At 70.9% G+C, this 25,729-nt stretch carries 24 protein-coding genes; 9 read left to right on the top strand and 15 right to left on the bottom strand.

Annotated features, from left to right (window positions below; translation table 11 throughout):
* Window positions 1-34 precede the first annotated feature (34 nt).
* From yczE to ACWDGI_RS15640, 4 genes are all read left to right on the top strand, one after another.
* Entirely contained in the window at window positions 35-724 is a 690-nt protein-coding gene (yczE, locus tag ACWDGI_RS15655; protein ID WP_450759214.1) for a membrane protein YczE, read from the top strand.
* On the top strand, window positions 721-1,488 hold the full coding sequence (locus tag ACWDGI_RS15650; RefSeq protein WP_450759212.1) for a glycerophosphodiester phosphodiesterase: 768 nt from the start codon (window positions 721-723) through the stop codon (window positions 1,486-1,488). The genes yczE and ACWDGI_RS15650 overlap by 4 nt, the downstream gene beginning before the upstream one ends.
* A 40-nt stretch (window positions 1,489-1,528) precedes the next feature.
* Entirely contained in the window at window positions 1,529-2,875 is a 1,347-nt protein-coding gene (locus tag ACWDGI_RS15645; protein ID WP_450759210.1) for an MFS transporter, read from the top strand.
* A gap of 280 nt (window positions 2,876-3,155) precedes the next feature.
* A complete protein-coding gene (locus ACWDGI_RS15640; protein WP_010046329.1) occupies window positions 3,156-3,530 on the top strand; it encodes an RNA polymerase-binding protein RbpA in 375 nt (124 codons plus the stop codon).
* Window positions 3,531-3,630: 100 nt separating this feature from the next.
* On the opposite strand, the gene fxsA is transcribed toward ACWDGI_RS15640, so the two are convergent.
* From fxsA to ACWDGI_RS15620, 4 genes are all read right to left on the bottom strand, one after another.
* Entirely contained in the window at window positions 3,631-4,197 is a 567-nt protein-coding gene (gene fxsA, locus ACWDGI_RS15635; protein WP_450759208.1) for an FxsA family membrane protein, read from the bottom strand.
* 128 nt (window positions 4,198-4,325) lie between these two features.
* Window positions 4,326-5,120, bottom strand: coding sequence for a polyprenol monophosphomannose synthase (locus ACWDGI_RS15630; protein ID WP_450759206.1), 795 nt, complete (start codon window positions 5,118-5,120; stop codon window positions 4,326-4,328).
* 592 nt (window positions 5,121-5,712) lie between these two features.
* On the bottom strand, window positions 5,713-7,323 hold the full coding sequence (locus tag ACWDGI_RS15625; RefSeq protein WP_450759205.1) for an amidohydrolase: 1,611 nt from the start codon (window positions 7,321-7,323) through the stop codon (window positions 5,713-5,715).
* 145 nt (window positions 7,324-7,468) lie between these two features.
* Window positions 7,469-7,909 (bottom strand): Lrp/AsnC family transcriptional regulator, encoded by a 441-nt coding sequence (locus tag ACWDGI_RS15620; RefSeq protein WP_450759203.1) that lies wholly within the window; start codon window positions 7,907-7,909, stop codon window positions 7,469-7,471.
* A gap of 267 nt (window positions 7,910-8,176) precedes the next feature.
* Here ACWDGI_RS15620 and ACWDGI_RS15615 point away from each other — a divergent pair, with 267 nt between their 5' ends.
* On the top strand, window positions 8,177-8,635 hold the full coding sequence (locus ACWDGI_RS15615) for a hypothetical protein (RefSeq protein ID WP_450759201.1): 459 nt from the start codon (window positions 8,177-8,179) through the stop codon (window positions 8,633-8,635).
* A gap of 1 nt (window position 8,636) precedes the next feature.
* Here the strand turns inward: ACWDGI_RS15615 and ACWDGI_RS15610 are convergent, their stop codons facing one another.
* The 3 genes from ACWDGI_RS15610 to ACWDGI_RS15600 all read right to left on the bottom strand — a co-directional run bounded on the left by ACWDGI_RS15610 (window position 8,637) and on the right by ACWDGI_RS15600 (window position 12,376).
* On the bottom strand, window positions 8,637-9,740 hold the full coding sequence (locus ACWDGI_RS15610; protein ID WP_450759199.1) for a phosphotransferase family protein: 1,104 nt from the start codon (window positions 9,738-9,740) through the stop codon (window positions 8,637-8,639).
* A gap of 14 nt (window positions 9,741-9,754) precedes the next feature.
* Complete coding sequence (locus ACWDGI_RS15605) at window positions 9,755-10,852, bottom strand: hypothetical protein (protein WP_450759197.1); 1,098 nt, start codon at window positions 10,850-10,852, stop codon at window positions 9,755-9,757.
* Window positions 10,853-11,203: 351 nt separating this feature from the next.
* Window positions 11,204-12,376, bottom strand: a complete 1,173-nt coding sequence (locus ACWDGI_RS15600) for an acyl-CoA dehydrogenase (RefSeq protein ID WP_450759195.1) — start codon at window positions 12,374-12,376, stop codon at window positions 11,204-11,206.
* 331 nt (window positions 12,377-12,707) lie between these two features.
* Here ACWDGI_RS15600 and ACWDGI_RS15595 point away from each other — a divergent pair, with 331 nt between their 5' ends.
* The gene (locus tag ACWDGI_RS15595; protein ID WP_450759194.1) at window positions 12,708-13,940 is read left to right on the top strand and encodes a glycoside hydrolase family 18 protein; all 1,233 of its coding nucleotides are present in this window, start codon (window positions 12,708-12,710) and stop codon (window positions 13,938-13,940) included.
* 58 nt (window positions 13,941-13,998) lie between these two features.
* Here ACWDGI_RS15595 and ACWDGI_RS15590 read toward each other — a convergent pair whose 3' ends face one another.
* The 5 genes from ACWDGI_RS15590 to ACWDGI_RS15570 all read right to left on the bottom strand — a co-directional run bounded on the left by ACWDGI_RS15590 (window position 13,999) and on the right by ACWDGI_RS15570 (window position 19,058).
* Window positions 13,999-14,658 (bottom strand): TetR/AcrR family transcriptional regulator, encoded by a 660-nt coding sequence (locus tag ACWDGI_RS15590; RefSeq protein WP_450759192.1) that lies wholly within the window; start codon window positions 14,656-14,658, stop codon window positions 13,999-14,001.
* Window positions 14,659-14,723: 65 nt separating this feature from the next.
* Window positions 14,724-14,864 (bottom strand): SCO1431 family membrane protein, encoded by a 141-nt coding sequence (locus ACWDGI_RS15585; protein WP_450759190.1) that lies wholly within the window; start codon window positions 14,862-14,864, stop codon window positions 14,724-14,726.
* A gap of 96 nt (window positions 14,865-14,960) precedes the next feature.
* Window positions 14,961-16,340 (bottom strand): peptidase C39 family protein, encoded by a 1,380-nt coding sequence (locus ACWDGI_RS15580; RefSeq protein ID WP_450759188.1) that lies wholly within the window; start codon window positions 16,338-16,340, stop codon window positions 14,961-14,963.
* Between the two features lie 179 nt (window positions 16,341-16,519).
* On the bottom strand, window positions 16,520-17,974 hold the full coding sequence (locus ACWDGI_RS15575) for an amino acid permease (RefSeq protein ID WP_450759317.1): 1,455 nt from the start codon (window positions 17,972-17,974) through the stop codon (window positions 16,520-16,522).
* A 133-nt stretch (window positions 17,975-18,107) separates the two neighbouring features.
* A complete protein-coding gene (locus ACWDGI_RS15570) occupies window positions 18,108-19,058 on the bottom strand; it encodes a hypothetical protein (RefSeq protein ID WP_450759186.1) in 951 nt (316 codons plus the stop codon).
* Between the two features lie 204 nt (window positions 19,059-19,262).
* Between ACWDGI_RS15570 and ACWDGI_RS15565 the strand changes: the two genes are divergently transcribed.
* The 3 genes from ACWDGI_RS15565 (at window position 19,263) to ACWDGI_RS15555 (ending at window position 22,922) form a co-directional block, all read left to right on the top strand.
* Window positions 19,263-19,955, top strand: coding sequence for a uridine kinase family protein (locus tag ACWDGI_RS15565; protein ID WP_450759184.1), 693 nt, complete (start codon window positions 19,263-19,265; stop codon window positions 19,953-19,955).
* A gap of 430 nt (window positions 19,956-20,385) precedes the next feature.
* Window positions 20,386-22,245 carry an AAA family ATPase gene (locus tag ACWDGI_RS15560; RefSeq protein ID WP_450759182.1) on the top strand — a complete coding sequence of 620 codons (1,860 nt, stop codon included), beginning with the start codon at window positions 20,386-20,388 and terminating at the stop codon, window positions 22,243-22,245.
* 110 nt (window positions 22,246-22,355) lie between these two features.
* The gene (locus tag ACWDGI_RS15555) at window positions 22,356-22,922 is read left to right on the top strand and encodes a hypothetical protein (RefSeq protein WP_450759180.1); all 567 of its coding nucleotides are present in this window, start codon (window positions 22,356-22,358) and stop codon (window positions 22,920-22,922) included.
* 92 nt (window positions 22,923-23,014) lie between these two features.
* On the opposite strand, the gene ACWDGI_RS15550 is transcribed toward ACWDGI_RS15555, so the two are convergent.
* The 3 genes from ACWDGI_RS15550 to ACWDGI_RS15540 all read right to left on the bottom strand — a co-directional run bounded on the left by ACWDGI_RS15550 (window position 23,015) and on the right by ACWDGI_RS15540 (window position 25,310).
* On the bottom strand, window positions 23,015-23,428 hold the full coding sequence (locus tag ACWDGI_RS15550; protein ID WP_450759178.1) for an SRPBCC family protein: 414 nt from the start codon (window positions 23,426-23,428) through the stop codon (window positions 23,015-23,017).
* The gene (locus ACWDGI_RS15545; protein ID WP_450759177.1) at window positions 23,425-24,444 is read right to left on the bottom strand and encodes an aldo/keto reductase; all 1,020 of its coding nucleotides are present in this window, start codon (window positions 24,442-24,444) and stop codon (window positions 23,425-23,427) included. Before ACWDGI_RS15545 ends, ACWDGI_RS15550 begins: the two co-directional genes overlap by 4 nt.
* 83 nt (window positions 24,445-24,527) lie before the next feature.
* The gene (locus ACWDGI_RS15540) at window positions 24,528-25,310 is read right to left on the bottom strand and encodes an aldo/keto reductase (protein ID WP_450759316.1); all 783 of its coding nucleotides are present in this window, start codon (window positions 25,308-25,310) and stop codon (window positions 24,528-24,530) included.
* Between the last annotated feature and the right edge of the window lie 419 nt (window positions 25,311-25,729).

The raw sequence follows: 25,729 nt of genomic DNA, 5'->3' as shown, positions 1-25,729 counted from the left end.
ATGGATGGCTTTTGCTCCCAAGCCACAGAGTGACATGAACCAGTCCACCATCACCAGCAGGGGGTACCTCTTGTCCACGCGAGGCCGGCTCGGGCGACGGCTGATCCAGCTCTATGCGGGGCTCACCCTGTACGGCGTGAGTTCCGGGCTTCTCGTCGAGGCGGGCCTGGGGCTGGAGCCCTGGGGCGTGCTCCACCAGGGGCTCGCCGAGCACGTCGGGCTGAGCATCGGCACGGTGTCGATCGTCGTGGGCGCGGCCGTGCTGCTGCTGTGGATCCCCCTGCGCCAGCGCCCGGGCCTCGGCACGGTCTCCAACGTGTTCGTCATCGGCCTCGCCATGAACGCCACACTCGCCGTCGTCCCCGGCGCACACGCGTTCGCCGTGCGGATTCCGCTGATGGCGGCGGGGATCGTACTCAATGGCGCGGCGACCGGGCTGTACATCGCGGCGAGCTTCGGGCCGGGTCCCCGGGACGGTCTGATGACGGGGCTGCACCGCCGTACCGGACGTTCGATCCGGCTGATCCGGACGGCGATCGAGGTCGCGGTGGTCGTCACGGGTTTCGTGCTCGGCGGGACCATCGGCGTCGGGACCCTGCTCTACGCCGTGTCCATCGGGCCCCTCGCCCAGCTGTTCCTGAAGGTGTTCGCCGTTCCGGTGGCATCCCCAGGCAGCACCGTCGTTGCCAAGCGGTCATCGGAGCAGGCCATACTTCGCCCGTGAGCACGCTGATACGCCACCCGTACCTGGACCACCCCGGCCCCATCGCCTTCGCCCACCGTGGCGGGGCCGCGGACGGCCTGGAGAACACCGTGGCGCAGTTCCGGCGCGCCGTGGAGCTCGGCTACCGGTACATCGAGACCGATGTGCACGCCACGGCGGACGGCAGGCTCGTCGCCTTCCACGACGACACCCTGGACCGGGTCACCGACGGGGCGGGCCGGATCGGCGACCTGCCGTGGGAGGACGTACGGCACGCGCGCGTGGCGGGCCGCGAGCCGCTCCCCCTCTTCGAGGAACTCCTCGAGGAATTCCCCGGCGTCCGCTGGAACGTGGACGCCAAGGCGGAGCCGGCGCTGCGGCCGCTGCTGGACCTGATCGACCGGACGGACTCCTACGACCGGGTGTGCGTCGGCTCGTTCTCCGAGGCGCGGGTGCTGCGGGCGCAGCGCATCGCCGGGCCGCGGCTGGCCACCTCGTTCGGCACCCGCGGTGTGGTCGGACTGCGGCTGCGCTCCTGGGGACTGCCCGCCTCGGTGCGCCGGTCGGCGGTCGCCGCGCAGGTACCCGAGTCGCAGTCGGGTGTGCCGGTCGTCGACCGCCGCTTCGTCCGCGCCGCCCACGCGCGCGGGTTGCACGTCCACGTGTGGACCATCAACGAACCCGAGCGGATGCACCGGCTCCTGGACCTGGGAGTCGATGGCATCATGACCGATCACATCGACACGTTGCGTGAGGTCATGCAGGACCGCGGCGTCTGGGTCTGAGACGCGCGACGGCACTGCTGCGGGAAAGGCGAGGGCACGGGTGGGCACCGAAACCGTGCGGACGGGGGCCTCGGACGAGGTCGCCGGGCTGCGGCGCGAACAGCGCGGCTGGTACTTCTACGACTGGGCGTGCTCGGTCTACTCGACGAGCGTGCTCACCGTGTTCCTCGGCCCGTACCTCACGTCGGTCGCCGACCACGCGGCCGACGCGGACGGCTATGTGCACCCGCTCGGCATCCCGGTCCGGTCAGGCTCCTTCTTCGCCTACTCGGTCTCCCTGTCGGTGATCCTGGCGGTCGTGCTGATGCCCCTGGTGGGCAGCGTGGCCGACCGCACGGGCCGCAAGAAGCGGCTGCTCGGCGCGGCCGCGTACACCGGGGCCCTGGCGACCACGGGCATGTTCTTCCTCGACGGCGACCGCTATCTGCTCGGCGGGCTGCTGCTGATCGTGGCGAACGCGGCCCAGTCCGTCGCCCTGATGCTCTACAACTCCTATCTCCCGCAGATCGCCCCGCCCGAGGAACGCGACACGATCTCCTCCCGGGGCTGGGCCTTCGGCTACGCGGCCGGTTCCCTGGTGCTGATAGCCAACCTGGTCCTGTACTCCGCGCACGACTCCTTCGGCCTCTCGGAGACGGAGGCGGTGCGCATCTGCCTGGCCGCGGCGGGTCTGTGGTGGGGCGTCTTCACCCTCGTACCGCTGCGCCGGCTGCGCGACCGGGCCGGCCGGGCGGCCGAGGCGACGGCGCCGGGGCTGCGTCAACTCAGGGCGACCGTCCGGGACATGCGCCGCCATCCGCTGACGCTCTCCTTCCTGCTGGCGTACCTCGTCTACAACGACGGCATCCAGACCGTGATCTCCCAGGCGTCCGTCTACGGCTCCGAGGAGCTCGGGCTCGGCCAGTCGACGCTCATCGGGGCCGTCCTGCTGGTCCAGGTGCTGGCGGTGGCCGGCGCCCTGACGATGGGGCGGCTCGCGAGGCGGTACGGGGCCAAGCGCACGATCCTCGGGTCGCTGGTGGCGTGGACGGTGACGCTGGCGGCCGGGTACTTCCTGCCGGCCGGGGCGCCGGTGTGGTTCTTCGTCCTCGCGGCCGGTATCGGTCTCGTCCTCGGCGGCAGCCAGGCCCTGTCCCGCTCCCTGTTCTCGCATCTCGTGCCGCCCGGCAAAGAAGCCGAGTACTTCGCGGCGTACGAGATGAGCGATCGGGGGATGAGCTGGCTGGGACCTCTGTTGTTCGGGATCACCTTCCAGCTCACCGGGAGCTACCGCTCGGCGATCATCTCGCTGGTGGTCTTCTTCGTCATCGGGTTCGCGCTGCTCGCGCGGGTTCCGGTGCGGCAGGCGATCGGTGAGGCCGGCAACCCGGTTCCGCAGAAGGTCTAGCGGAAGATCCAGCAGGAAGATTTAGCGTTCAACGCGGAAGAGCGGTAGTGTACGCGTTTGGCCTGCCAGGCGTACCGTTACTGCGCGTCAAAGATGCAGAAACGCTGGGTGACATCTGTTAGCAGATGTGACAAACCGGGCGCTGGTGGGTACAACAAGGGGCGGCTACGACGGCGACGCATGACCCGGAACGGGAATCTTTACCGCCGACCGGACGTTGACCGGATGACGACGACAGCGACACCTGTCCTGTGGGCGACAAGCCCGGGAGGCACGATTCATGAGTGAGCGAGCTCTTCGCGGTACGCGCCTCGTAGTGACCAGCTACGAGACGGACCGCGGTATCGACCTGGCCCCGCGCCAGGCCGTGGAGTACGCATGCGAGAAGGGGCACCGGTTCGAGATGCCCTTCTCGGTCGAGGCGGAGATCCCGCCGGAGTGGGAGTGCAAGGTCTGCGGGGCCCAGGCACTCCTCGTGGACGGCGACGGCCCTGAAGAGAAGAAGGCCAAGCCCGCGCGTACCCACTGGGACATGCTGATGGAGCGACGCACCCGTGAGGAACTCGAAGAGGTCCTCGAGGAGCGTCTGGCGGTTCTGCGCTCCGGCGCGATGAACATCGCGATTCATCCGAGGGACAGCCGTAAGTCTGCATAGCGACACAACAGACCGAGGGCGCCGCACGTTCACCGAACGTGCGGCGCCCTCGGTTTTGGCTCCGCGGTCTCGGCCGGGACGACCGGCGCCTCGACCGCCCTCAGCGGGTCAGCGGCGGCCGCTCCCCCGTCGGCTCGTCGCCCGGCCCCGGACCGTCGTTCCGGACGATCACCTCGCCTTGGACCACCTTGCCGTCGGGACGGCGGATGCGGGCCTGCTGGAAGGCGTCGCCCAGGGTGCCGGGTGCGGACGCGCGGAGCTTTCGGTCGAGGGTGCGTTCGGTGAGGCGGGAGACCGCCTTCTGGACCGGCGGCAGCAGGAGCAGCAGGCCGAGGGCGTCGGAGACCAGGCCGGGGATCATGAGGAGCAGGCCGCCCAGCATCATCAGGCCGTTGCCACCGCCGCGCTCGGGTGAGCCGCCGCGCTGGATCGCCTCGTTGAGGTTCTGGAAGGCACGGCGCCCGGCTCGCTTGATGACCACGGCCCCGGCGACGAAGCCCGCCACCAGCAGCAGGAACACGGTCGCACCGCCCGCCGCGCCGGCGACCACCGTCAGCAGCCAGATCTCCAGCACCAGCCATGCGGCGAGACCCAGCGGCAGATATCTGCCGAGCCGGGAACGCCGGGGCCGGGTGGTCCGCGGAGGGATCTGCGCGCCAGTCGTCATGCTCCCAGTGTGCCTGGGCCCGGCTCAGTGCGGGATAAGGGGATGATCAACCGGAACCGTGCGGTTCCCGGGCCCCCGACGTGGCGGCGGCGCCCGCTGTACCGGCTAGGACCGCCTGGCCGTACCGGCTAGGACCGCCTGCCCTTACCGGTGATCTTGCCCAGCCGCTCGGTGACACCCCACGACGTGACCCGCCACAGGGCCTCCACCATGATGTCGCGGCTCATCTTGGAGTCGCCCAGCTCCCGCTCGACGAAGGTGATGGGCACCTCGACGACATGGAAGCCGGCTTTGATCGCCCGGCGGGCCAGGTCGACCTGGAAGCAGTAGCCCTGCGACGCGACCTCGTCGAGCCCCAGGCCCTCCAGGGTCTCGCGGCGGAAGGCGCGGTAACCGCCGGTGATGTCCCGCAGCGGGAGGTCGAGCGCGAGGCGGGAGTAGAGAGAACCGCCCCGGGAGATGAACTCGCGGGACTTGGGCCAGTTCACCACCCGGCCACCGGGCACCCAGCGGGAGCCGAGCACCAGGTCGGCACTCTTCAGCGCGGTCAGCAGGCGGGGCAGCTCCTCCGGCTGGTGGGAGCCGTCGGCGTCCATCTCGATGAGCACGCCGTAGCCGTTGTCCATGCCCCAGCGGAAGCCCGCGAGATAGGCGGCCCCCAGGCCTTCCTTGCCCTTGCGGTGCAGCACCTGGACATGGTCGTCCTCGGCGGCCAGTTCGTCGGCGAGCTTGCCGGTGCCGTCGGGGCTGTTGTCGTCCGCCACCAGGACGTGCGCCTCGGGGACGGCCTGGCGCACCCGGCCGACGATGGACTTGATGTTCTCCGCCTCGTTGTACGTGGGGATGATCACCAAGGCCGTGCCGAGCGGGCCGAACCGCCTCTCCTGGGCCTGTGCCGCGAGGGTCCCGTCGCCGTCGTTCACTGCTGCCCCTTCATGTCGTACGCAGGGGTCCACCATAGTGGCCACAGCCTGCACTGACGTGACAGCTCGTTCGTGTGGTGGTGTCGATTCCGAAAGAACGGGGTAAGGATGCCCGTTTCGGGTGCCATTCATCCGTGATTTCGCCAGCCCGTTCGACTACGGATGGGGGCCCGGCGCCCTTCGGGCCGACCTGGGACCCGCTGGCTGCGGGTCGACCGAAAGCCGTTGTCTACTGAGCGTCCGGGCCCCACCCGGGTCACACCTCCCGACCGGCCGGAACGAACGTTCCCTCGTCGGCGCGGGCGCTGAGCCTGGCTCCCAGTGACGCTGCCCCGGTGCGAGGCCCCGTCCCTGACCCAGCGGCGCTGCGACGAGTGCGCGAACTGCTCCCCGGTCGGGCGTCCGGTGGTGGACTCGGCCGAACCTACCGGCCCGCTGCCGTTGGCTGTCAACAGCCGTTTGACCTGCACAAACGGCATCAAACCCCTGGTCAGCGCGGAGGATGCGCAGGTCGCGCGACGGAGCGGCGGCCGTCGATCGCGGCCGCGCCACCCCGGGAGATCACTCGCCCGGCCGTACGAATGCGGCCGGGTCACTCGCCCGGTCGTACGAACACCGTCCGGCCGCCCACCACGGTGCGCAGACAGACCGGCAGCGGGCGGCCGGGGGTCAGGTCGGGCAGGCCGGGGGTGCCGGAGCGCGGGTCGGTGGACCAGCGGGCGACCCGGTCGTCCGGGGCCTGCACCACCAGTTCCTCGGTGCGCCAGACCGCGTAGTCGGCGGGCGCGCCCGGCACCAGAACGCCCGCGTCGTCCCGGCCGATCGCCCGCCAGCCGCCCCGCGTGTGCGCGGTGAACGCGGCGCGTACGGAGACCCGGTGCTCGGGCGTGTGATGGAAGGCGGCGGCGCGGACGGTCCCCCAGGGGTCGAGCGGGGTGACCGGGCTGTCGGAGCCGAACGCGAGCGGGACCCCGGCCTTGAGGAGCGCCGCGTAGGGGTTGAGGGTGCGGGCCCGCTCGGCGCCGAGCCGCTGGGCGTACATGCCGTCGGCGCCGCCCCAGAGCGCGTCGAAGGCGGGTTGCACGGAGGCGATCAGACCGAACTCGGCGAAGGCGGCGATGTGCTCGGGGGTGAGCATCTCGGCGTGCTCGACGCGGTGCCGGGCGGCGCGGACACGGGCCGGGCCGACCTTCTCGGCGGCGGCGCGCACGCCCTCCACCACGGCGCTCACGGCGGCGTCCCCGATGGCGTGGAAGCCCGCCTGGAGGCCCGCCTCGGTGCAGGCGGTGACATGGGCGGCGACGGCGGCCGCGTCCAGGTAGGCGGCCCCGCTGGTGTGGCCGGCGTCGCGGTAGGGCTCGTGCAGGCAGGCCGTGTGCGAGCCGAGGGCCCCGTCGACGAAGAGGTCTCCGGCGGCGCCGAGCGCGCCCAGTTCGCGCGCCTTGTCGGCATCCTCCTCGGCCCAGTAGCCGACGACCCGGGGTCCGGGTGCCTCGGCGGCGAGCCACAGGAGGCCGGTGAAGTCGTCCTCGGAGGAGATCTTCGGCCCGCCGCACTCGTGGAGGGTGCCGATACCGAGGGAGGCCGCGTGCGCGAGGGCGGTGCGCTGGGCCTCGGCACGCTGTGCGGGCGTCACGGCCGCGAACGCGGCGGCGCGTACGGCGTGGTGGGCGTCGCTGATGAGCGGGGCGTCCTCCCGGGAGACCGCACCGGGGACCAGGTCCAGCAGGGCCGTGCTGACGACGGCCGAGTGGACGTCGATCCGGGACAGGTAGAGCGGGCGTCGACCGGTGGCCGCGTCCAGCTCGGCGCGGGTCGGCGGGCGGCCGTCGGACCAGCGGGAGGCGTCCCAGCCGTGCCCGAGCAGGACCCGGTCGTCCGGGCGGGCGGCGGCGAAGTCCCGTACCAGGGCGAGCGCCGCGGCCAGGGAACCGGCCCCGGACAGGTCGAGCCCGGTCAGGGCGAGACCCGTCGAGGTGGTGTGGACATGGGCGTCGGTGAAGGCGGGGGTGACCAGAGCCCCGTCCAGGTCCACGACCTCGTCGACCCCGTCCGCGAAGGCGTCGGCGGCCCCTTCGGACCCGACCCAGGCGACCTGTCCACGCTCCACGACCATCGCGGTCGCGAACGGATCGGCGGGACTGTGGACCTCTCCACGACGGAGGAGGACGGTCTCGGGCTGGTCGGCGGTGCGCTCACTCATGGGGAACAGTCTCGCGCCTCACCCCGACTGCTCTCGACAGGGGGCGACGCCGACACCCCAGGGGCGGGAGGAACCGCGCGACCAGCCACGAACCACCCGCGCTCCGCGAACGAGGGCCGGGCCCACGGCGGCCCTGCCGCGGCGCTCAAATCCTCGGCGGCCGCGCCTCGTAGGGCGTGGACAGCACCACCGTCGTCCGCGTCGACACCCCCGCCAGGCCGCGCAGCCTGGCCAGCAGCTCCTCCAGCTCGTGCGGGGTCGCCACCCGCACCTTGAGGATGTAGTTCTCGTCCCCGGCCACGCTGTGGCACGCCTCGATCTCGGGGACGCCGGCCAGCCGGTCCGCGATGTCGTCGGGGGCGCTGGGATCGAACGGTTTCACCGAGATGAACGCCGTCATGGGCAGCCCGATGGCCTCCGGGTCGACGACCGCGGCATAGCCGCGGATGACGCCGCGCTGTTCCAGCCGGCGCACCCGCTGGTGCACGGCCGACGTGGAAAGGCCCGTGGCCTTGCCCAGGTCGGTGTAGCTCATCCGCCCGTCCTTGACGAGCAGCTGCACGATTTGACGGTCCAGCTCCTCCATGGCGCAAAAACTACAGTGCGCCTGATCTCCCGGGATACCTCGGCGACCCAGGTCATGGCCGGTTCGTGATGTCACGGAGGGCAGGTTGTAAGCCTGCTGAGGGACAAATCCACCGCACCGGGCACCTGCGGGCGGCATGTGACGAACGCCACAGCCCCCGAACAGGCCTCGTGATGTTCTCGTGATTACGGCCAAGACCGGACGGGAAGTGCTTGCTGTGGTCGAGGCCGCAGCGCCGTCACGGCCCAGCCCGAGGGGGAGTTACCCATGCAGAGTCTCAAGCGCCCTGGTCGTACCACGTCCAAGCGCCCGCAGCTGGTCGTCGAGCCCGAGCCGGAGGGCGTCGAATCCGACCTCTACGAGGCCGAGGAACCGGACGCGTACGACACCTTCGAGATGTACCGGGTGATCTGCCCGGACTGTGCGCAGCCGATCGCGCTGCTGGCGGACGAGGAGTTCCTGCCGGAGCACGCGCTGTGCGCCTCGCCGTGGAACCCGTTCGGTCTCACGGTCTGTGCCGGCACGGGCCGTGCGGCGGCCGAGGCCCCGTCCGCGGACGAGTCGGTCGAGCCGCAGGAACAGGACACCGCCCTCCTGCTCACCCTCCCGCAGGGTCTGGACTGGCGGACGCAGCCCTTCTCCCACGTCGGCGGCCCGGGCTCGCGCCCGATGCGCGTACCGGCGATGCGCCTCGGCGGCAGTGACCTCGGCCGTCAGGCCGCCTGAGTCACCGCACCGCATCCCAGTAGCTGCCCTGCACCATGGCGCGCAGACTGCCGTGGTGCAGGATCAGTGTGTCCGGATCCGCCGGCACGGCGACCTCACCGAAGTACACCTGCCGGTAGGCGATGCGCAGCATGACGATCGCGTGCCGCAGGGCGGCGTACAGGGTGTAGAAGTCCATGTCGCGCGGGGTGTGGCCGGTCAGCCGGGCGTAGCGGGCCTCGACGCGTTCGCGGCGCAGGAACCCGGGCAGTCCCGGCTGTCCGGAGGCGGCCGTGAGGTCCTGGAAGAAGCGGTGCAGATAGACGGTCCAGCCGAGGTCCACCTCGCGCGGGGCCGGTGCCGCCATCTCCCAGTCCAGGACCGCGACGGGGTCGAAGCCGTCGTAGACGACGTTCCCGATACGCGCGTCGCCCCAGTTGAGGACCGGTGTCCCGGGTTCGTCCGGCCACAGGTCCGCAAGCCGGTCGAACGCGGCCTCGATCAGGGGTGAACGGGCGAGTCCGGCCACCACCCAGTCGTAGTAGGCGCGTTGGGAATCGACATGCCGGTGCAGGGCGTCGCCGTCCCCGGGGAGGGCGAGGAACTCCGCCTCGGTGAGGAGTACTCGGTCGTGCAGCCGGGCCAACAGCCCCACGGTCGCCGCTTCGAGTCGTTCGCGTTCGGTATCGCTTGCCGAGTACAGCCAATTCCCTTCGTACGTATAGGGCATGACGTCGGGTGGGACGCGGCCCTCGGCCCGTTCCATGACGAAGAAGGGCGCGCCGAGCGGTCCGGGGTCCTCCTCCAGCCACAGGACGCGGGGCACCGGCACATCCGTGTGTTCGGCGACCAGCCGCATGGTGCGGTACTGGCGGGTGAGGTCGTACGAGGGGAAGACCGTGTACGCCGCGGGGTCGGCCGCCAGCCTCAACGCGCAGCCACGCAGCGGCGGGTGCGGGTGCTCGATCTCGAACAGCAGGGTCTCGCTGGACATGCCGTTGGAGGCGGGGACGGTCACGCCGACGGCCTCGGCGCCGGGGAGCCGGGCGTCCAGCCAGGCGGTCAGCCGGCGGGTGAGGTCCTCCGGGTCGCGCGTCGTGGTGCGCGGGCGCGGTTTCGTCGTCATCCCGGACTCCTCCTTCAGGGCGCCACCGAGTCGAAGCCGGTGAAGCCGCTCGGATCGTGTCTGCCGAACGAGCCGTGTTCGAAGATGCCGTGGCCGACCCGGCCGTCCAGCCGGAAGCGGGCGGAGTGGTCGGTGACGCCGTAGGCCGCGCGGGGGTGCGGTGCGGTCATGTCGTAGGTACGGCGGTCCGTCCAGCCGCGGCCCTGCCAGGTGCCGTGCTGCCAGTCGTCCGCCGGCGGGTAGCCGGCGCCGATCGCGAGTGGCGAGGAGGCGAGGATCTCCACCTCAAGTTCCTGGGGCCCCCGCGCGTCGCCGAGGTGGACGACGGCGTGCTCCGGATGGCGGGTGCCGGAGCGGTAGCCGATCTCGGCCCGCGGCCAGCCGAGTTGGCGGTCGCGGTGGCCGGGCCGGACCAGGGTGGCGTCGTTCAGGGTGCGGTAGCCGTCGGCGTCCTCCTGGGTGATGACCATCAGGAAGCGGTCCTCGAAGCGGACCGGGCACCAGATCCAGTGGAAGCCCTCGGTCGGTTTCTCCTGGGCGAGCCGTCCGCCCTCCTCCCCCGGTATCGGGCGGACGCCCCAGCTGCGGTCCCGGGTGCCGGTCCAGCCGGCCGGGTCGACGCGGAACTCCTCGCCGCCGGCCCTGATCACCCCGGACACTCCCCCGGCCTGCACGAACCTGCGGCCCTCCAACGTCAGCCGGTCGCCCCGGCGTTGCAGGTGGTGCGGCTCCCACAGGGCCGGGAAGCCGGCGGTCCAGGTGAGGTCGTACGAGATCGAGTCGTCGCAGGTCAGGCGGAAGCGCCGGAGCGGCTCCTCGACCTCGATGCGCAGCGGGCCGACCGTCAGCCGCGTCCGGTCGTCGCCGAGCGCGTCCGAGGCGCGTACCGCGTGCAGGGTGTCTCCGGTGCGCAGGGTGGCGTAGGCGTCGATCACGCCGACGTTGGGGTAGACGCCGAGGCCGAGGATGAGCAGGGCACGGCCGCTGTGGTCGAGGACGTGGAAGATGCAGCGGTCGTAGGCGTTCCGGTCCCCGGAGGCGACGTGCTTCATGGAGAGCGGGACCTGGTGCACCGGGTACTCGTCGAGCGGTACGGGACGGTCGTCGGCCATGGCGGGCCTCCCCGGGGGCTGGAGACGGTCCGGCTGACGGTACGTCAGAAAACAGGCGGAGGCCAGATCCGGGAGCGGACGTCCACGAACTCACGCACGATTCGGGGCATCGGTGACCAGGGCGGCCGCCCCCGCGTTGGGCGGGCATGACGACCACCTACACCGCCCTCGGCCGTCAGCGCCGTATCTTCGTGCCCCCGCCCGCGGCATCGGCCCCGCCTCCCGCGCCGCAGGATCCGCCCATCTACCGCGATCTGATGCGGACCTGGGCCGACCGGGGCCGCACCCTGCCGGGCCGCCACGACCCGGAGTGGGTCAGGCTGGCGGCCCCGACGGTCTCACGCGGGCAGTTCAGCGACTTTCCGGTCCCGCCACATGACGGGCGATGACCATCCGCTGGATCTGGTTGGTGCCCTCGACGATCTGCAGGACCTTGGCCTCGCGCATATAGCGCTCGACCGGGAAGTCGGCGGTGTAGCCGTAGCCGCCGAGGATCTGGACGGCGTCGGTGGTCACCTTCATCGCGGTGTCGGTGCAGTGCAGCTTGGCCATCGCGGCCTGCTTGGCGAACGGCCGGCCCGCGTCCCGCAGCCGGGCCGCCGCCAGGTACAGAGCGCGGCCGGCCTCGATCTGGGTGGCCATGTCGGCGATCATGAACCGCAGGCCCTGGAAGTCGGAGATGGGGTGCCCGAACTGCCGCCGCCCGGTGGCGTAGGCGACCGCCTCGTCCAGGGCCGCCTGGGCGAGGCCGATGGCACAGGCGGCGATGCCGAGCCGGCCGGAGTCCAGTGCGGACAGCGCGATGGCGAAGCCCTGGCCCTCCTCGCCGAGCCGCCGCTCGTCCGGGACCCGGACGTCGTCGAAGTGGACCTGGGCGGTGGGCGAGCCCTTCATGCCCATCTTCTTCTCCGGAACCGCGCCGCTCAGGCCCTCGGCGTCACCGGGGACCAGGAAGGCGGTGATGCCGTGCGAGCCTTCCCCGCCGGTGCGGGCCATGACCGTGTAGAAGTCGGCGATGCCGCCGTGCGTGATCCAGGCCTTGGTGCCGTTGATCACCCAGTCGTCGCCGTCTCTGACCGCCTTCGTGCGCAGGGAGGCGGCGTCGGAGCCGGCGGCCGGCTCGGACAGGCAGTAGGCGCCGAGCAGGCCGCCGCCGAGTATCGCCGACAGGTGCTCGACCTGCTGCTGCTTGGTGCCGTAGGCGGCTAGCGCATAGCTCGCGAGGGTGTGCACGCTGACGCCGAGGCCGACGGTGAGACGGGCCCTGGCCAGCTCCTCCAGGACCTGGAGGTACACCTCGTAGGGCTGGTCGCCGCCGCCGTACTCGACGTCGTAGGGCAGGCCGAGCAGGCCTGACTCGGAGAGCAGCGTGAAGACTCCGCGCGGGAAGCGTCCGGCGTCCTCCTCCTCGGCCGCCCGGGGCTCGATCTCACGCTGTGCGATCTCCCGGACGAGCGAGATCAGGTCCCTCGCTTCTTCCGTGGGCAGCTGACGCTCCACCGGCTGCGGGTCGCGGTCGGACATGGCGTCGGTCTCCTCCCTGTCGGGCACCAGCGGTCACGGCCCGTCGGGTAGGGGCGGCTCCGCCTGTCGTTCAAGTGCGGCCGCGGTCGGCGTTCCGGGTCACGGAAGCTGCTGACCAGCGGCTGCGCAGTGAGTATGCCCGATCGGGGACCTTCCGTCACCAGTTAACGACCGCTTACTTCTCTAATTCCAGGACAACATTCGACCGCCCCGATATTGGTCCGAACCATTGACCCGAGTGGTCTAGTCCTCCTAGGGTTCATGACCAACGCTTTACCGCGTTCATGCCAATCGGCGCGCGTTTCCCCTCTCCCCCAGGAGGAGACACCCGATGCACACCCCTCACCGCTCCCGGTTCCGGGCGCTGCTCTCCGCGGTCTGCTGTGCCGTCCTCGGCGCCGGGCTGCTGGCCGGCGCGGGCACCGCGTCCGCGGCCGCCCCGTCCGCTCCCCAGGTGCAGGCCGGCTCGAAGGTCGTCGGCTACTTCACGGAATGGGGCATCTACGACCGCAAGTACCTGGTCAAGAACGTCGAGACCTCGGGCTCGGCCGCGAAGCTCACCCACATCAACTACGCCTTCGGCAACGTCACCGGCGGCAAGTGCGCGATGGGCGACTCGTATGCCGCGACCGACCGCGCCTACACCGCCGCCGAGTCGGTGGACGGGGTCGCGGACACCTGGGACCAGCCCCTGCGCGGCAACTTCAACCAGCTGCTGAAGCTGAAGAAGAAGCACCCGAACCTGAAGATCCTCTGGTCCTTCGGCGGCTGGACCTGGTCGAGCGGCTTCGGCGAGGCCGCGAGGAACCCGGCCGCCTTCGCCCAGTCCTGCTACGACCTGGTGAAGAACTCCAAGTGGGCGGGTGTCTTCGACGGCATCGACATCGACTGGGAGTACCCGAACGCCTGCGGGAACACCTGTGACACCAGCGGCCGGGACGCGTTCAAGAACCTGATGGCGGCGCTGCGCTCGAAGTTCGGGAGCAGCGCCCTGGTCACCGCCGCGATCACCGCCGACGCGACCAGCGGCGGCAGGATCGACGCGGCGAACTACGCGGGCGCGGCGCAGTACGTCGACTGGTACAACCCGATGACGTACGACTACTTCGGCGCCTGGGACGCGACCGGGCCGACGGCCCCGCACTCGCCGCTGAACTCCTACTCCGGCATCCCGAAGGCGGACTTCTCCACCTCGGCGACGATCGCCAAGCTGAAGGGCCTCGGCATCCCGGCGTCCAAGCTGCTGCTCGGCATCGGCTTCTACGGCCGCGGCTGGACCGGGGTGACCCAGGCGGCGCCCGGCGGCACGGCGACCGGCCCGGCGGCGGGGACCTACGAGCAGGGCATCGAGGACTACAAGGTGCTCAGGACCAAGTGCCCGGCGACCGGCAAGGTGGGCGGCACGGCGTACGCCAAGTGCGGCAGCGACTGGTGGAGTTACGACACCCCGGCGACCATCGGGACCAAGATGACGTACAAGAACCAGCAGGGCCTGGGCGGCACCTTCCTCTGGGAGCTGAGCGGCGACACCGCAGGCGGTGAGCTGATCAAGGCCGTCAACTGACCCCCGCCACGGGGGGCTTGGGGCGGGGGTTCCACGAGACCTCCGCCCCTTGTACGTGTCAGGCGTCCCGGCGGGCCGGGGCCGGTGCGGGGTAGGCGGGGTCCAGTTCCTCGATGGCGCGCATGGTGCCGCCGAGCGTCTTGACCAGCAGCTCGCACATGGTGTCGCGGGTGAGTTCGGGGTGCTCGATCCAGCTGAGGGTCGCGCCCTCCACGCTGCACAGCCAGGAGAGCAGGCCCATCCTGGCGAGCGGGGCGATGTCGCTTCGGCCGTAGGCGCCTTCGGCGATGGTCCCGACCATCGCCTCGCGCACCCCGTCGCGGATGGAGTGCACCTCGGCGTCGAAGCCGACGCCGCCGCTGACGATCGTGCGGTACGCGGCCTGGTGGTACTCGGCGTAGCGCAGATAGCTGTCGATGGTGCGGTGGACGCGGTCCACCTGGGGCAGCTCCACGCCGCTCCCGGCATAGGTGACCAGGTCGGCGACCGAGTCCTGGATGATCGCCAGGTAGTAGCCCCGCTTGGACTGGAAGTAGTAGTAGATCAGCCCTTTGGCGACATGCGCCTGCCTGGCGATGTCGTCCATGGAGAGCGCGTCGTACGAGGTGTCGGCGAACAACTTCCGCCCGATGGCGATGAGTTCGGCACGACGGGCCACGGAGCGCTCGGTGCCGCGCGCCCGGGGACGGGCGGCGGCACGTTGTTGACTAATATTCAATTTAGACCCTGGTCTCAGCAGGCTGCGGGACATCCGCAGTATGCCAGGTCGGGTAGTGGGTCAGGTCACAGCAGCCCGAGTTGGGTCACCAACATGGCGATGACCACGACAAGGGTCCAGCCCATGACGTGTTCCAGGACCTTCGGGCCGTCGTCCTCGGGTCCGCCGGTTCGGGCACGGGCGGCGGTGGTGGAGTGCGTGGTCATGCCGTCCACCATGCCACCGATTGCGGCTTTTGCGGCGGAGAGCTTGGTCACAGGAAAGCGGCCCCCGCTCCGTCCGGGGGCCGCCGTCGTGCCCGGTCAGCGCACGCCCACCGCCGCGAGTGCCTTGAGCTGGCCCGGGGTCGGGCAGGCCGGGAAGTACAGGTAGCAGACGCCGCCGGTGCCGGAGGCGACCTTGCCGGAGGCGTTGTACCGCTTGGTCCGCAGCCAGATGTTTTCGAACTCCCGCCGCAGATAGACCCGGCGGACCGCGTCGTCGTCGGCCGAGCACGGGTCGTTGGCGATCACGTCGCCGTCCGCGGTGAAGCCGATCACCGTCATGAGGTGCCCCGAGGTGCCGTAGCCGGCGCCCGTCAGCTCGCTCGCCAGGAACGACTGGGACGTTATGGCCGGGATGCCGGCCGCGATCAGCGTCTCCAGGTCGGTGAGCGAGCCGAGTCGCGTTATCACGCCCTGCAGGTCCTTGTAGGTGGACGCGTAGGCGGCGTTGAACGGCCAGTTGCCGCAGCCCGCGTACTGGTAGTCGTAGGTGTGGCGGGCCGCGTGGCAGACCTGCGGGTCGGCGTACGACGGGTCGACCCAGGCCAGTTGCGCGGGCGTGAGCCGGCCGCCCCAGTACTCGACGATCATCTGCGAGGAGGTGGGGCTGCACCAGGCCTCGCCGCCGTTGTCGTACTCGGGGTACTGGCCCTTGTGGATCTCCTGCGAGTAGCGCGGGACCTTCAGCTCCTGGGCCAGCCCCGGGACGGAGGCCGGGACGGTGAAGCGGTCCGGGATGTCGGAGCCCATGGCGCCGAGCCGCCAGACGGTCGGGGTGAGCTTGGTGCCGGGCTTGCGGTAGAGGGTCAGGCGCAGCTGGTACGAGGTCAGACGCAGGCCGGTGGTGGCGTCGTCGATGGCGAAGGTGTCCGTCCAGATGGTGCTCTTGCCGTCCGTCTGGCCGTCCACCGAGGTCCGCCTGATGTCCTGGTCGCCGGCCGCCCAGCGGCCCATCACGTACCAGGGGGTCGCGGTGCCGTCGGAGTAGGTGCCGTGCAGTTCGACCTGGATCCAGGTGCCGGCCGGGGTGTCCGCGTTCCAGGAGGCGATGGTCTCGGTGGCGGGCACGGTGAGCCGGCGCACCGGGCCGGTCCAGGTGCCGTACTCCCAGTCGGCGGTGGTGCCGGTGTGCGGGTCGGTGTAGGAGGTGGTGCCGGCCGGGGTGCCGATCACCACGCCGGGACGGCGCCCGGAGACGGCGCGGACGCCCTTGGCGGTGCCGGTCCGCCAGTCGCTGTAGGTGGTCCACGAGTGGTAGTCGACCGGCCGGGCCCGGGCCCGGCCGGTGTCCTCGGTGTCGGTGTCCGACGCCGCGGCCGCGGGGACCGCCGGGACCATTCCCTGGGCGACGGCGGCCGCCGCGACGGAGGCCGCGGCGGCCAGAACTGTTCTGCGGGAGGGCTGTTCGGCTCTGCTCATGGGTGGAAGACCCCCAGGTGTGCGCGACGCTGCTGGTCCGGTGCGCCAACTATGGAGCAGGGGGCATGCCCCTGCCAGCACTTCCGCCCATGCCACGCCCACCAATATTGGTCTCGTCCGCTGAAAGGGCCCGGCACCCGGCGCCGGGGCCCCCTCCACCGGGGCCTCCCGCACCGCCGTCAGATGAGGTCCATCGCGGCGACCTCGTCGGGGCGGCCGTAGCTGACCGGACCCTGGAAGCGGCGGCGGGCGGTGGCGAACCACCAGGCGGTGGCCACGACCAGGACGACGGCCAGGGCGATCGGCGCGTAGTTGAAGGTGTCGACGGTGATCGGCGAGGCCTGCGGCAGCATGAACAGGACGCTGCTCAGCAGGATCCAGGCGACCGCCAGCCAGCCCACCGGCCTGCTCCAGCGGCCCAGGTTCCACGGCCCCGGCTGGAACTCGTCGCCCAGGCGCAGCCGCAGGAACACCGGCACGGCGTAGGCGAGGAACAGCCCGACGACGTTGACGCTGACGATCGCGGTGAACGCCGTGTGCGACCACCAGCCCGGCACGATCAGCGCGAGGGAGCAGGCCACCGCGAGCCATACGGCCTTGACGGGGGTACGGGTGCGGGGCGAGACCGAGTGCCACAGGCGGGAGCCGGGCATGGCGCCGTCCCGGGAGAAGGCGAAGATCTGCCGGGTGTTGCTGGTGAGGTTGGCGAGACCGCAGAAGAGCATGGCACCGATGACGACGAGCAGCATCGCCTTCGCCCAGCCCATGCCGAGTCCGTCGATGAGAATCTGGACGGGCGGCGCGGAAGAGCTCGCCACCTTGTCGTAGTCGCCGATGCTGTACACCAGCGCGAGCATCAGGACGAGACCCGTGATCGCCGAATAGCCGATCGAGCGGATGATCCCCCTGGGGGCGTTCACGGTCGCCCGGACCGTTTCCTCGGACATGTGGAAGCTGCCGTCGAAGCCGGTGAAGGTCCAGCTGGTGACCAGCAGGCCGAGCATGCCGCCGTAAAGGCCGTTGGTGAAGCCGGTGTTGTTCACGAAATGCGTCACGAAGGATGCCGACTGATGCTGGGCGGGCATCACGATCAGTGTGCTCACGATCACCACGAGTCCGATCAGCAGCCACCACACGGAAATCCGGTTCAGTACGGCGACGAGCTGGACGGTGTAGGTGTTGGCGAGCCCCTGGACCACGGTGATCAGGGCCGTGATCAGGACCGTCTGGTGGGCGGTCGGCGTGTACGAGGACCACTGCAGGGCGACGAAGGCTTGGATGAAGGTGGCGGCCGCGTATCCGGTGGCCGCGGTACCGCCGATCTGGCCCACGAAGTTCAGCCAGCCCGTGTACCAGGACCAGGCGCCCTTGTGCCGTTTGGCGAGTTTGCCGGCCGAGAAATAAAGCGCGCCGCTCGTCGGATAGGCGGAGGCGACTTCCGCCATGGCTGCGCCGATGCACAGCACCATCACGCAGACGCCGATCCAGCCGAACACGAGAATGCGGGGGCCGCCCGCGTTCATACCGAATCCGAAGGACGAGAAGATCCCGGAGAGAATATTGATGATGGTGAAGGAGATAGCGAAATTGTCGAACGCCTGGAATCGGCGGGTGAGTTTCCGCGGATAACCCATCGCATGCAGGGTCGCATCGTCGTCGAGGGTGACGGGGTCCGCTGTGCGTTCTGACACGTACCGGCCTTTCTCTCGGTGAGGGTCTCTCTGTGAGGTCTGTGAAGGTCTCTCTGCGAGGTCTGTGAGGGTCTCTCTACGAGGGGGTGGGCAGGCCGCAGGCTCGGCGGGCCCGGGAGAGCTGCTCGGCGGGCTCTCCGAAGACGCTCCAGGGCATCCGTGAGGCGTACCGCCCCATGGCCGTGAAGACCGCCCGGGCCTCGAACTCACGCTGGGCCATGACCAGGGCGTGCGCGAGGTAGGCCAGGTCGAGCACCGGGGTGAACCGGTAGCCGGCGGCCGCGGGCTGCCAGTTGTGGTAGATGGACAGTGCGGTGGCGCGCCACTGCGGCTGTTCCCAGACCCGCTCGGCGAGCAGTTGGGTGGGGTTGTGGCTCTCCACCAGCGCGACCAGGGGCAGCAGCCGTATCGCCGAGTCGGCGGGGGCCCGCTGGGCGAGGAAGGCGGCGACGTCCCAGGCGGCGTTGACCGAACCGCCGTAGCGGGTGAAGAAGAAGGACAGGAAACGGTGGTGGGCCTCGCGGTGCCAGGGGTCGAGGGCGAGCGTGTGCGCGAACAGCCGCCAGGGCCCGGGCGGCGAGGTCAGCAGGCCGCTCGGGGCGGGGTCGTGCGGGCGGTGCAGCCGGGCCATGGCCAGCTTGGCGGCCCAGGGTGTGGGATCGGCGGGGTTCATGGTGGAGGCCCGGTCGCAGGCGGCGAGGGCGATCCGCTCCAGCGCCTCGGCGCGCTCGTCGCGGGCGTCGGCCGCCCGGATCGCCCGCTGCACGGCCACCCGGGCCCACATCAGCGCGGACTCGGGGCTCGGCTCCTCGGCCAGCCAGCGCTCGACCAGGTCGGTGCCGGCCGCCTCGGAGGCCAGGACCAGGGAACGGTGGGCGCGCAGGGCGAAGTCGGCACGGGTCTCGGCCAGGGCCTCGCGGGCGCTGCGATATCTCCCGGCGCGCACATCCACGCAAACGCTCGCGAGCAAGCGGTCATCGGCCGCCGGATGCCATACGTACTGCCCCTCGAATAACTCCGCGGCCATCTTCCCCTGTCCGTCCCCGTTCGACGCTTCGCAGTCGCGCAGAAGGCACCCTACTCAGCGGCGGACGCACCGGGAACGTCCGATTTCGACATATCGGTCAGCGAGTCGGAAATATTAACGAGGATGCTGGAGAACGGCTCGAAATTAGTTCAAGCCGCTACTTCCAGGAGGCCGTAAACGCCCGCTATGCGCCGCACTACTAGAATGTTTCCGGAAAACGCCCCACACCACGCGACACCACACCACACAGCACCTCAGCACACCCCGGGAATCGTCATCCACCGCCTCGCCGCCGCACTCCAGAGCCTGCCGCCCTCCTGCGGCCCGGTCCGTCTCGTCGCCGTCGACGGGCACGCAGGCTCCGGGAAGACCACCTTCGCCGGGCGGCTGGCCACCGCGCTGGGCGGGGCACCGGTGCTCCACCTCGACGACATCGCCAGCCACGAGGAGCTGTTCGCCTGGACCGGACGGCTGCTGACCCAGGTGATCGAGCCGCTCGGCCGCGGCGACACCGCCCACTACCGGCCCTACGACTGGCGCGCCCGCGCCTTCGGGCCGCCCCGACCGCTGCCGCCGGCCCCCGTGGTGCTCGTCGAGGGCGTCGGCGCCGGGCGCCGGGCGCTGCGCCCGTTCCTGGCACGGCTGCTGTGGATGGAGATGCGGCCGGAGGAGTCCTGGACCCGGGGCAGGCTGCGGGACGGGGCGGAACAGCGGGACTTCTGGGTCGAATGGGTCAGGGCGGAACGCGCGCACTTCGCCGAGGACCCCTCCAGGCCCTACGCCGACCTCTTGGTAACACAGTCACAGAAGGGGTACGAGGTACTTTCGGGACACGAGAACACCGTTGGACCGGACCAGTCGGTCACCCACCGTGACGGGCCGTCGGCGGTGTGCTGAACTTGTGAAGACGCACCCTGAAGAAGTTGCCTCAGTACCTCAACTCGGCTTGACCCAAGGGCCGTACAGGACTTACGTTCTGAATGAGCGGCCCTAGGGAGCCGCCCCACAGACGCGAAGCCCCCGGTTGTTCCCCCGTGATCGGGGGCTTCGTTCTGCCCTTTACCCCTTTTGTGTGCGCCGCGTGCGCCTCCTCGCTCACCCTCGGTCACCGAGCGGCGTTCACCCGGTCTGCTCCCACCTCGCCAAACGGCCTGTGCGGCACCCTTCGGCGGGCGGTGGAACCGCAGGTACGATGCCCTCGGTGCGACCTTCGAACGGCTGCTTCGCGCATCTGCAACTCCGGTCCGCGGCACAGCGGTTCGACCAACGGCGGCCATCGGGGGGAGCCCGGGGGCCAACCACGGGGGCACGGTTTGTGGGGGACGTGATGGAATTCGGCACGCAGGGCCTCGAGGCCCCGGCCGACCTCGCCTGGCTGCGAGGCGTGGACGCCTACACGATGGGCGCCTATCCGCAGGCGGAGGAGGAGTTCCGGGCCGCGGTACGGATGGATCCCGGGATGGCCGACGCCTGGCTCGGGCTGCACGCGCTGCGCGTCGACACGACGACCGCGCTGCTCAGAATGTTCCGGCACCGGGACCGCTTCGGCGATCAGCGCGCCCGGCACCGCCGCGCGCTCAACTCCTGGTACTGGCTGGGCTGGTGGGTGCAGCCGGTCCTGGAGAACCCACGCGATCTGCTGCTCGCCCACGCTTCGCACTGGCTGGACGGCCGGCACGTCCCGGAACTCGACCGGGCCCTCGCCGGGCTGCCGCCCGTGGACGCCGACCCCCAGGTCCGCTTCCTGCACGCCTGCCGGGCCTATCTGGTCAAGGACTGGGAGCAGTTGGTACGGCACACCGACCCGCTCCTCGACGATCCCATGCTGGGCATCGAGGCGGGCCTCTTCGGCGGCATGGCCCGGGTCCGCCTCGAAATGTACGGCCAGGCCGAGCCGTTGCTGTCGGCGGCGCTGATGCGCTGCCGCAGCGAGCAGCCGCAGCGCAAGGAACTGCGCTACTGGCTGGCGCGGGCGCACGAGGGCACCGGGCGCAGCGCCGCCGCGCTCCCCCTCTACCGGGCCGTGCACCGGGTCGACCCCGCGTTCATGGACACCTCGGCGCGGCTGGCCGCGATCGCCGAGGGCGACGGGTACGACGACAGCGCCGACCTCGCGGCGATCACGCTCACCGGCGCCGGTCAGGACGTCGTGGACGGGCCGGACATGCTCGACCCGCTCTTCGGCGCGGAGGGTCGCGATCTGCGGTTCGGGGAGGCGGAGCCGCCGGCGGGGGCGATGCCGTCGGTGGTCGATCCGGCGGTGCGCGAGAAGGTCGCGCCCTCGCCTCCGCTGCCGGCCGGGCCGACCGACCCCGCGTTACTCGAGGAGGCGCTCGCCGAACTGGAGCGCATGGTCGGGCTCGAGCCCGTGAAACGGCAGGTCAAGGCGCTGTCGGCACAGTTGAACATGGCCCGGCTGCGGGCCGGTCAGGGGCTGCCGGTGCAGCCGCCGAAACGCCACTTCGTCTTCTCCGGGCCGTCGGGCACCGGGAAGACCACCGTCGCACGGATCCTCGGGCGGGTGTTCTACGCGCTGGGGCTGCTGGGCGGCGACCACCTGGTGGAGGCGCAGCGGGCCGATCTGGTGGGCGAGTACCTCGGCCAGACCGCCGTGAAGGCGAACGAGCTGATCGACTCCGCGATCGGCGGGGTGCTGTTCGTGGACGAGGCGTACTCGCTGTCCAACTCCGGCTACGGCAAGGGGGACGCGTACGGCGACGAGGCCCTGCAAGTGCTGCTGAAGCGGGCCGAGGACAACCGCGACCACCTGGTGGTGATCCTGGCCGGCTATCCGGAGGGCATGGACCGGCTGCTGGCCGCCAACCCAGGTCTCTCCTCCCGTTTCACGACCCGCGTGGACTTTCCCTCCTACCGGCCCCTGGAGCTGACCTCGATCGGCGAGGTGCTGGCCACGGAGAACGGTGACGCGTGGGACGAGGAGGCGCTGGAGGAGCTGCGGTCGATCGCCGGGCACGTGGTCGACCAGGGGTGGATCGACGAGCTGGGCAACGGGCGGTTCCTGCGGACGCTGTACGAGAAGAGCTGTGCGTACCGGGATCTGCGCTTGTCGGTGTATCCGGGGGTGCTGTCGCGGGACGACCTGGCGACGTTGCGGCTGCCGGACCTGATGCAGGCGTACGGGGAAGTGCTGTCGGGACGGGGACCGCAGGATCCGGCCGGTATGTAGGTGCGCGTCTCCTGCGCCACCGCCCAGGCACCGCCCGCTCGGGGTGCGCTGCCGGGTGGCGGGAGACGTACCGGGTCGAGGGGGATGCCGTGGAGGGCGGAGAAGGACCGATGCCGCCGGCCGGTCTGTTCGGGCTGGAGACCGTCGTGGTGGGGCAGCCGAAGCGGTCGTGGTGGCGCAGATACACGGGGCCCGGGCTGGTCCTGTCCACCGCGACGGGGGCCCCGCTCGGCCAGGTCACGTACACCGACGACGCGCGCTCCGTCCTCACCGGGACGTCCGGGGAGTTCATCGTCCGTATCGAGCAGTTCGGACCGGCGCGGTTCCGCTTCGTCGATGCCGCGGACCGGGAGGTCGGCACCGTCGACGCTCATGGACTCGTCAAGTCCCGCCGACTGGACCTCCGGACGGAGCGGGGACGCCGGCTCCTCCTCGCGCGGCCCGGCCTCCTGTACGCCGAGTGGCATCTCACGGAGTCCGATCCGGAAGGAGGCCCGGCGCCGGAGATCCTCGGCCGGGTCACGGTGAGCACCATCGACTCGTGGATCGGGTTGCAGCAGTACGTGGTCGAAGTGGACGCCCGCCTGGACGCCTCCGACCGACGGACCGTCGTGGCCTCGGTCGTCTGTCTGCACCTGCTCCGCCGGCCTCCGGGTGACACGGCCACGCCGGTATGAGCCTCGCTCCGCCGCCGCGGCCGGGGCGTGCGACCGGGAGGGCCGGGATCGCCGGGATCCCGGCTGCTCTCGGCGGCCGGCGCCCGCCCCGGTCAGGCGGCGAGGGTCTCCGCCAGGGCGGCCAGGCCGTCCCGGTAGATGCCCTCGAAGAGCGCGGTCGCCTCGGCGTCGGTGACACCGTCCGCGGTGAACGTGCCCGACCACTCCACCCGGCATCCGTCGCCGCCGCGGTCCACGACCTGCAGCGTGGAACGGTAGTCCGTGACGGGGAAGGGGGCCTGCTCGATCGAGTAGGTGTAACTGCGGGCTGTCTCGTCGAAGGCTTGGAGGCGTTCGACGATGACGGCGCCCTCGGCGTTCGTCAGCGTGCGCAGCCGGCCACCCTCGCTCGACCGGCTCCGCGCGATGTACGGCAGCCAGTCGGGCAGGGCGTGGAAGCCGCCGATGAGCTGCCAGACCCGGTCGGCGGACTGCCGCACGTCGAGGGTGGCGCGGGCGGCGGTCACGAGGCGTCCTTCAGGGGGACCGGCGCGTCGTGCGCGATGATCTTCTGCTCGCGCAGGGCCTTCCAGAAGCCGTACGGGACGGGCTCGACGAGCGCGGCGAGGTCCTCGGCGATGCGGCTGGGCCGGGTCGCGCCGGGAATGGCCGCGGCGACGGCGGGGTGGGCCAGCACGAACTGGAGCGCGGCGGACTTGATGCCGATGCCGTGCTGCTGCGCGAGCGCCTTGATCCGGCCGACCTTGTCGACGATGTGCGCGGGCGCCTCGGCGTACTCGAAGTGGCTGCCGCCGGCGAGGATGCCGGAGCTGTAGGGGCCGCCGACCACGATGTCGACGTTCTGCTCGGCCGCGGCCGGCAGCAGGCGCTGGAGGGCTCGCGAGTGGTCGAGCAGCGTGTAGCGGCCGGCCAGCAGGAACGCGTCGGGCTGCGGCTCGTCCAGGTCCAGCGTCATCTCCAGCGGCTCGACCTTGTTGACGCCGAGGCCCCAGGCCTTGATGACGCCTTCGTCACGCAGCCGGGTCAGGGCGCGGAACGCACCGGTGCGGGCGCTCTCGTACACGCCGACCCAGTCGTCGCCGTAGAAGTCCTGGGCGACGTCGTGCACCCAGACGATGTCGAGGCGGTCCGTCCTGAGGCGCTTCAGGCTGTCCTCGACGGAGCGCAGCGTCGCGTCCGCGCTGTAGTCGTTGACCATCTTGTTGGGGCGGCCGTGCTCGAACAGAGCACCCTTCTCGCCGAGTTCACGGCTCGCGGGGTCCTCGACCTCGTCGAGGATGACCCGGCCGACCTTGGTGGACAGGACGTACTCATCGCGCGGCTTGTCGGCGAGGACCCCGCCGAGCCGGATCTCCGCCAGCCCCGCACCGTACAGGGGCGCGGTGTCGAAGTAGCGGATGCCCTGGTCCCAGGCGGCCTGCACGGTGGCGGCGGCCTCGTCGTCGGGAATGGCGCGGAACATGTTGCCGAGCGGTGCGGTGCCGAAGCCGATGCGGCCCGGCAGGAGGGAGCGGATGCTCATGGTGGTGCCTCAATCTGCGTTGCTGCGTGGGGGGTACGAAGCGGGGGCGTCGCTGGTGGTGGGGCGTCGGCCCGGGTGGCCGGCTAGTTGAGGGTGTCGGGGTCCGGGCCCGTGCGCAGGCCGCGGTCGAGCGCGGTGAGCGCGTCGATCTCCTGCGGGCCGAGCTCGAAGTCGAACACGTCGAAGTTCTCGCGGATACGGGTCTCGGTGACCGACTTCGGGATGACCACGTTGCCGATCTGCAGGTGCCAGCGCAGCACGACCTGGGCCGGGCTCTTGCCGTGCGCGGCGGCGATCGCGGTGACCGCCTCGTCATCGAGGACGGCGCCCTGGGCGAGCGGGCTCCACGCCTCGGTGACGATGCCGTGCCGGGCGTGGAAGTCACGCAGCTCGGCCTGCTGGAGGCCCGGGTGGAGCTCGATCTGGTTCACGGCCGGGACGACGGTAGCGGCACCGAGCAGGCGCTCCAGGTGCGCGGGCTGGAAGTTGGAGACTCCGATGGCGCGGGTGCGCCCGTCGGCGTACAGCTTCTCCAGCGCACGCCACGTGTCGAGGTAGAGGTCACGGGCCGGGGTCGGCCAGTGGATGAGGTACAGGTCGACGTGGTCCAGGCCGAGCTTGTCCAGGGAGGCGTCGAAGGCCGCGAGCGTGCTGTCGTAGCCCTGGTCGGTGTTCCACAGCTTGGTGGTGACGAACAGCTCGTCGCGGGCGATGCCGGAGTCGGCGAGCGCCTGTCCCACGCCGCGCTCGTTGCCGTAGATCGCGGCCGTGTCGATGCTGCGGTAGCCGGCCCGCAGGGCGCCGGCGACGGCGGCGGTGGTCTCCTCGTCGGGGACCTGGAAGACACCGAAGCCGAGCTGCGGCATGGTGACGCCGTTGTTGAGGGTGACGGCGGGGATGGAGGTCACGATGTTCTCCCTGTCCTTTTCGATCACACGGGTCGCCAAAGGCGCCGGGGTGATCGTCCGTGGGTACGTAGTCGATGGTCCGTGTTGTTCGTCGTCGGCGCGCGGCCAGTGGTGCGCGGCGACGGGTGTCCGCCCGTGGCCGGAGCGCGGACTGCGCGGCGGCGCGGGGTGCGGCCGAAGCCTGCGGCGACGTCGGGCGGCAGGCCTTCGATGACGCATTCGGGGGTGCCGAAGACATGACTACATTAATTGCAGACGCCGGTTAATTGCAAACGCGGCATACCTGCGTGCGCCCACGGAGGGGGCGGGTGACGGTTCGGGCTCGCGTATGCCCTGACGGCAGCGCTCATGGGCGGCCCGACGTCGGTACCTCCACG

It is taken from the genome of Streptomyces sp. NPDC001220 (assembly GCF_053597895.1).
The sequence above is the reverse complement of the archived record's forward strand: the minus strand, read 5'-3'. Positions and strand labels throughout refer to the sequence as shown.

Coding starts and splice junctions, on each gene's coding strand:
- yczE (WP_450759214.1), top strand. CDS start 35: ATGAACCAGTCCACCATCACCAGCAGGGGGTACCTCTTGTCCACGCGA.
- ACWDGI_RS15640 (WP_010046329.1), top strand. CDS start 3,156: ATGAGTGAGCGAGCTCTTCGCGGTACGCGCCTCGTAGTGACCAGCTAC.
- fxsA (WP_450759208.1), bottom strand. CDS start 4,197: ATGACGACTGGCGCGCAGATCCCTCCGCGGACCACCCGGCCCCGGCGT.
- ACWDGI_RS15625 (WP_450759205.1), bottom strand. CDS start 7,323: ATGAGTGAGCGCACCGCCGACCAGCCCGAGACCGTCCTCCTCCGTCGT.
- ACWDGI_RS15620 (WP_450759203.1), bottom strand. CDS start 7,909: ATGGAGGAGCTGGACCGTCAAATCGTGCAGCTGCTCGTCAAGGACGGG.
- ACWDGI_RS15615 (WP_450759201.1), top strand. CDS start 8,177: ATGCAGAGTCTCAAGCGCCCTGGTCGTACCACGTCCAAGCGCCCGCAG.
- ACWDGI_RS15610 (WP_450759199.1), bottom strand. CDS start 9,740: ATGACGACGAAACCGCGCCCGCGCACCACGACGCGCGACCCGGAGGAC.
- ACWDGI_RS15605 (WP_450759197.1), bottom strand. CDS start 10,852: ATGGCCGACGACCGTCCCGTACCGCTCGACGAGTACCCGGTGCACCAG.
- ACWDGI_RS15600 (WP_450759195.1), bottom strand. CDS start 12,376: ATGTCCGACCGCGACCCGCAGCCGGTGGAGCGTCAGCTGCCCACGGAA.
- ACWDGI_RS15595 (WP_450759194.1), top strand. CDS start 12,708: ATGCACACCCCTCACCGCTCCCGGTTCCGGGCGCTGCTCTCCGCGGTC.
- ACWDGI_RS15585 (WP_450759190.1), bottom strand. CDS start 14,864: ATGACCACGCACTCCACCACCGCCGCCCGTGCCCGAACCGGCGGACCC.
- ACWDGI_RS15580 (WP_450759188.1), bottom strand. CDS start 16,340: ATGAGCAGAGCCGAACAGCCCTCCCGCAGAACAGTTCTGGCCGCCGCG.
- ACWDGI_RS15575 (WP_450759317.1), bottom strand. CDS start 17,974: ATGGGTTATCCGCGGAAACTCACCCGCCGATTCCAGGCGTTCGACAAT.
- ACWDGI_RS15570 (WP_450759186.1), bottom strand. CDS start 19,058: ATGGCCGCGGAGTTATTCGAGGGGCAGTACGTATGGCATCCGGCGGCC.
- ACWDGI_RS15565 (WP_450759184.1), top strand. CDS start 19,263: ATGTTTCCGGAAAACGCCCCACACCACGCGACACCACACCACACAGCA.
- ACWDGI_RS15560 (WP_450759182.1), top strand. CDS start 20,386: ATGGAATTCGGCACGCAGGGCCTCGAGGCCCCGGCCGACCTCGCCTGG.
- ACWDGI_RS15555 (WP_450759180.1), top strand. CDS start 22,356: ATGCCGCCGGCCGGTCTGTTCGGGCTGGAGACCGTCGTGGTGGGGCAG.
- ACWDGI_RS15545 (WP_450759177.1), bottom strand. CDS start 24,444: ATGAGCATCCGCTCCCTCCTGCCGGGCCGCATCGGCTTCGGCACCGCA.
- ACWDGI_RS15540 (WP_450759316.1), bottom strand. CDS start 25,310: ATGCCGCAGCTCGGCTTCGGTGTCTTCCAGGTCCCCGACGAGGAGACC.